The organism is Bacteriovorax sp. DB6_IX, from assembly GCF_000447775.1.
In the GTDB taxonomy this organism is placed as follows: Bacteria; Bdellovibrionota; Bacteriovoracia; order Bacteriovoracales; family Bacteriovoracaceae; genus Halobacteriovorax_A.
On record NZ_AUNJ01000278.1, the window covers coordinates 1 to 4,945 of the forward strand.

The 4,945-nt window shown below is 38.5% G+C and carries 5 protein-coding genes and 3 tRNA genes; all 8 read left to right on the forward strand.

Features of this window, described 5'->3' with window-relative positions; genetic code table 11:
* The first annotated feature begins 134 nt into the window (after positions 1-134).
* Entirely contained in the window at positions 135-1,037 is a 903-nt protein-coding gene (gene lpxC, locus M901_RS08060; RefSeq protein WP_021277700.1) for a UDP-3-O-acyl-N-acetylglucosamine deacetylase, read from the forward strand.
* A 98-nt stretch (positions 1,038-1,135) separates the two neighbouring features.
* Complete coding sequence (locus M901_RS08065) at positions 1,136-2,857, forward strand: proline--tRNA ligase (RefSeq protein WP_021277699.1); 1,722 nt, start codon at positions 1,136-1,138, stop codon at positions 2,855-2,857.
* A 1-nt stretch (position 2,858) separates the two neighbouring features.
* Positions 2,859-3,146 (forward strand): RNA methyltransferase substrate-binding domain-containing protein, encoded by a 288-nt coding sequence (locus tag M901_RS08070; RefSeq protein WP_021277703.1) that lies wholly within the window; start codon positions 2,859-2,861, stop codon positions 3,144-3,146.
* Positions 3,143-3,613, forward strand: a complete 471-nt coding sequence (locus M901_RS08075) for an RNA methyltransferase (RefSeq protein ID WP_021277702.1) — start codon at positions 3,143-3,145, stop codon at positions 3,611-3,613. The genes M901_RS08070 and M901_RS08075 overlap by 4 nt, the downstream gene beginning before the upstream one ends.
* A gap of 86 nt (positions 3,614-3,699) precedes the next feature.
* Positions 3,700-3,776: transfer RNA gene (locus tag M901_RS08080), tRNA-Thr, on the forward strand.
* Between the two features lie 23 nt (positions 3,777-3,799).
* Positions 3,800-3,885: transfer RNA gene (locus M901_RS08085), tRNA-Tyr, on the forward strand.
* A 61-nt stretch (positions 3,886-3,946) separates the two neighbouring features.
* Positions 3,947-4,022: transfer RNA gene (locus tag M901_RS08090), tRNA-Gly, on the forward strand.
* 304 nt (positions 4,023-4,326) lie between these two features.
* A partial coding sequence (locus tag M901_RS08095) for a GTP-binding protein (protein ID WP_021277701.1) occupies positions 4,327-4,945 on the forward strand: 619 nt, incomplete at its 3' end.

Consider the following 4,945-nt stretch of genomic DNA (forward strand, 5'->3'; position numbering starts at 1 on the left):
GCAGAAGCCGGAAGGAAAAAATTACCGCAGATTTCGCTATTATGACGAGATTTGCCAAAAAGGTATATAAGAGACTAAAATAGTACAAGTACCTAATATTAAGTGGAAATTATTGATGTTGTATCAACGACACTATGACAAAAAAAGTATCGATCACAGGAATTGGAATTCACTCTGGTGAGAAAGTGACAATGACGCTACACCCTGCTGAAGCGGATAGCGGAATTAGCTTCAAGAGAATTGATCCTCCAAACGCTGAGATATTGAATGCGACAGCAGAGACTGTTGGTGCGACGGAAAATAATACGACTATTGGAAGAGGAGTTAACTCTGTTCACACAGTAGAGCACCTTCTTTCAGTTCTTTATGGTCTAGGAATTAATAACGTATTTATTGAAATCGATGGTCCAGAGGTTCCAACAATGGATGGTTCTGGTGCTTCATTTGTTTTCGTTATTAAAGAAACAGGAATTCAGACTCTTAATAAGTCGAAAAAGTTCTTAGTTGTTCTTAAACCAGTAGAAGTTCAACTAGGTGAGAAGTGGGCGAGAATTGAGCCAGCTGAAAAGCTAATCATTGATTCTACAATCGTTTTCACGCACCCGTTGATTAAAACACAAAAGAAATCGTTTGAGTTTTCATGTGAAAACTATATTCGCGAAATCGGAAGGGCCAGAACATTTGGTTTCCTAAGAGATGTCGATATGCTCAAAAGAAAGGGACTTGCTAAAGGTGGATCTCTGGATAATGCAGTTGTTCTCGATGATTTCAAAGTTATGAACCCAGATGGTCTAAGATTTGAAGATGAGTTCGTAAGACATAAGATTCTTGATACGATTGGTGATATCAGTCTTTTAGGTTACGAAATTGCCGGAAGAATCACGACTTTCAAGTCAGGTCATAACCTTCACAACCTTCTCTGTCGCAAGCTTTTAGAGACTCCAGATGCATTCGAAGTCGTATCAGCATCATCTCTCCAAAAAGAAGCTCTTGAAGCGTTCGAGCTGCCCAGGGCACTTGCACCTATCTTCAATTAATTGACTTATTAGTCTAAAATTACTTTTGTAAACATTCATTCAATTGAGTATAAGAGCAGGTAAGAAATATTATTTATCTGTTAAAAGGATTATTTTAAATGAAATTATCTAAAAGCTTTTGGCAAACTTACAAAGAAGTTCCAGCAGATGCCGTTATTTCATCTCATCAACTTATGATGAGAGCAGGTCTTATTCATAAATCAGCAGCAGGTCTCTATAGTTACCTTCCAATGGGTTACAAGTCGATTAGAAAGGTTGAGCAGATTGTTCGAGAAGAAATGGATAAAGCTGGTTGTCATGAACTTTTAATGACAGTTGTAACTCCAGGAGAGCTTTGGCAAGAAACGGGACGTTGGGATAAGATGGGCGGTGAAATGCTTAAATTCAAAGACAAAGCAGATCGCGATCTTTGTATTTCTCCAACTAACGAAGAAGCCGTAACGGATATTTTCAGAAAGACTGTAAAATCATATAAAGACCTTCCAGTCACTCTTTATCAGATCAATACAAAATTTCGTGACGAGATTAGACCAAGATTTGGTTTGATGCGTGGACGTGAGTTTACGATGAAAGATGCCTATTCTTTTCACCTTGATAAAGAGTGTTTAGATGAGGTCTACGATAACCTTTTTAAGGCCTATGAAGCTGTTTTCAATCGCATGAATTTAGAGTTCTCTGCGGTTGTTGCTGATGGTGGAGCAATGGCTGATGGTGATGCAAAAACTCATGAATTTCAAGTTATTGCAGATTCAGGAGAAGATGAAATCATCTACTGCTCAGAGACAGGTTATGCGGCCAATATTGAAACAGCTAAAACAATTCGCGACATCGATCACAAGTCTCCAACAGGAGAGAGTGAGGTCATTGATACGCCAAATATGGCAACGATCACAGATGTTTGTAATTTCTTGAAAGAGAAAGAGCATCACTCAATAAAGTCTTTAATTTATAAGGCTATTTCAGGTGAAGAAGAAAATTATATCTTTGTTGCTCTATTAGGTGATGACGAACTCAACGAGTTAAAACTAGAGAAGTTCGCCCAAGCTGATCATATAGTTGCTGCAACGGATGAAGAACTTGAGAAACTAGGATTTAAGAAAGGTTTCATTGGGCCAATGAATCTACCAGAAAATGTAAAATTAGTTTTTGATAATGCCGTTAACGTAGAAGCGGCTTATGTTGTTGGTGCGAATATCATCGATAAACACGTTGGAAATTTTGTTCCAAAACGTGACGCAGACTCTTTTGAAGTATTTGATTTAAGGCTTGCCCGTGAAGGAGACAAGACTGAAGATGGAAAGGGAACTGTTAAAGTTAAAAGAGGTATTGAAGTTGGACATATTTTCCAACTTGGAGACAAATACACAAAGGGAATGGGGGTAACAGTCCTTGATGCCAATGGAAAAGCAGCCACACCTCTAATGGGATGTTACGGAATTGGTATTACGAGAATTGTTGCAGCAGCGATTGAGCAGAATCATGATGAAAATGGAATCATCTGGCCTGCTTCTATAGCGCCATATAATTTCTCATTTGTTGCAATTGCAAAGAGTGATGAATACAAAGAATTAGCTGAAGATATTTATAATGAAATGAAGTCCGAAGGTTTTGATGTTCTCTTCGACGACAGAAAAGCTGGACCAGGTTTTAAATTTAAAGATGCTGATCTTTTAGGGCTACCTCTTCAACTTGTTCTAGGTGAAAGAGATCATAAGAATGATGGTCTTTTAGAAATTAGAATAAGAAAAACTGGTGAGAAGATTAAAATTAAAAGAGAAGAAGCTGCTGATAAAATCAGAGAACTTCTGAAAGGGCTATAAAATGTCAAAAGACTTAATCGTTGGTGTTCACTCTATTGTACACGCAGTAAAAAATCCGAGAAGGCCAGTTCATGAAATCATTGCAACTGAAGAAGGAATAGAGAACCTTACAAAAATGGGTGGACTCACAAGAGAAGAAGTTGCGAAAGTTCCGGTTAAACTCGTAGCTCCACACAAGCTCCAGGAGCTAGCAAAGGGGCTTTATGATGAATTAGGTTTTACATATAACCGTGTACCATCTGGAGTTCTTCTTGTTACTGATGCGATTGAAATTGAAAATCCAACTTGATTTTTGATCAGATTGATTCTGGTAGACATATAAAAATTCTTTGCCTCGATGGTGTTACCGACGTTCATAATGCTGCTGCCATTATGAGAACAGCTGCTTTTTATGATGTTGATTGTATCGTAATTGCAACGAAGAATAACTTTGGTGTTGGGCCTTCAGTTGCACGTATTGCCTCTGGAGCACTTGAATACGTTAAGATCGTAAAGTGTAGTTCACTTCCAAAGTTTATCAGTGCCCTAAAGAAAAGAGGTGTTGAGCCAATCGGTTTAACTGAACATACAGATGATTCTGAATTTGTTGTTCCAGGTGGAAGTCGTTGTTTGATACTTGGTGCAGAAGATAAAGGTTTATCAAATGCAACTGTGAGATTACTTGATAAGAAAATTAAATTAAATCCTCAGGGAAGTATTCAATCACTTAATGTTTCTGTAGCAGCAGCAATTGCTATGGAAAGAGTTTTTGTTTAAGAGCAAAAAAAAGTAAAAAAGTGTAAAAAAAATCTTGATTTATGATCAGGAATTACTTATAACTTATTTCCACAAAGAGTGATTTGGCTGGCATAGCTCAGTTGGCTAGAGCAGCGGTTTTGTAAACCGCAGGTCGTAGGTTCGAGTCCTATTGCCAGCTCCATTTCTACTCTGGTGTACGGTTAGGGCGAGGTTGCCGAGTGGCCAAAGGCAACAGACTGTAAATCTGTCGGGTTATCCCTTCGATGGTTCGAATCCATCTCTCGCCACCATCTTTTCTGAAAAAAAAGCTTTACAAAGCAAGATTAGAAAAGTAAAACATTTAACACTTAAGCGGGCGTAACTCAGTTGGTAGAGTGTCAGCCTTCCAAGCTGAATGTCGCAAGTTCGAACCTTGTCGCCCGCTCCATTTTTTCTTAATAAATTGATCAAGCTTAGGCTTGATTTTTTTTTGCCTTTTTTTCAACTTATGACATAAACTTATTTCGCAGAAAGACGATATGTAGGCTCAACTTAAACACTGTCTACATGGTAAAATCTGGCTAAATTATTGCTTTTAGGGCCAGACAGTTACGATTTTTATTGATAGGTAAGTTTTTAAGCTTGAAAGCATGTGAAATATCGAAGATACTAGGCATCCAATATAGTATATAAACGGATTGTAAAATAAAGGCGTATAAACGCTATTAATTCTTATTTAGGAGACTTTAGTCATGGCAAAAGAATCATTTGACAGAAGTAAGCCCCACGTAAACATTGGTACGATTGGGCACGTTGACCACGGTAAAACTACACTAACAGCAGCTATCTCAGTAACACTTGCTGAAGCTCTTGGTGGTGACGTAAGAAAATTTGACGAAATCGACTCTGCACCAGAGGAGAAAGCAAGAGGTATTACAATCAATACTTCTCACATCGAATATCAAACAGAAGCAAGACACTACGCTCACGTAGATTGTCCAGGACACGCTGACTATGTAAAGAACATGATTACAGGTGCAGCACAGATGGACGGAGCGATCCTAGTATGTTCAGCAGCGGACGGACCAATGCCACAAACTAGAGAGCACATCCTTCTAGCAAGACAGGTAGGTGTACCAGCGATCGTAGTATTCCTAAACAAAGTAGACCAAGTAGATGATGAAGAACTACTTGAGCTAGTAGAAATGGAAATCAGAGAGCTACTTTCATCTTACGACTTCCCAGGAGACGATATTCCAATCGTAGCGGGATCTGCACTAGCAGCACTTGAAGGAAAGAATCCAGAAATCGGTAGAGATAAAGTACTAGAGCTAATGAATCAAGTTGATGAGTATATTCCAACTCCAGCAA

Coding starts and splice junctions, on each gene's coding strand:
- lpxC (WP_021277700.1), top strand. CDS start 135: ATGACAAAAAAAGTATCGATCACAGGAATTGGAATTCACTCTGGTGAG.
- M901_RS08065 (WP_021277699.1), top strand. CDS start 1,136: ATGAAATTATCTAAAAGCTTTTGGCAAACTTACAAAGAAGTTCCAGCA.
- M901_RS08070 (WP_021277703.1), top strand. CDS start 2,859: ATGTCAAAAGACTTAATCGTTGGTGTTCACTCTATTGTACACGCAGTA.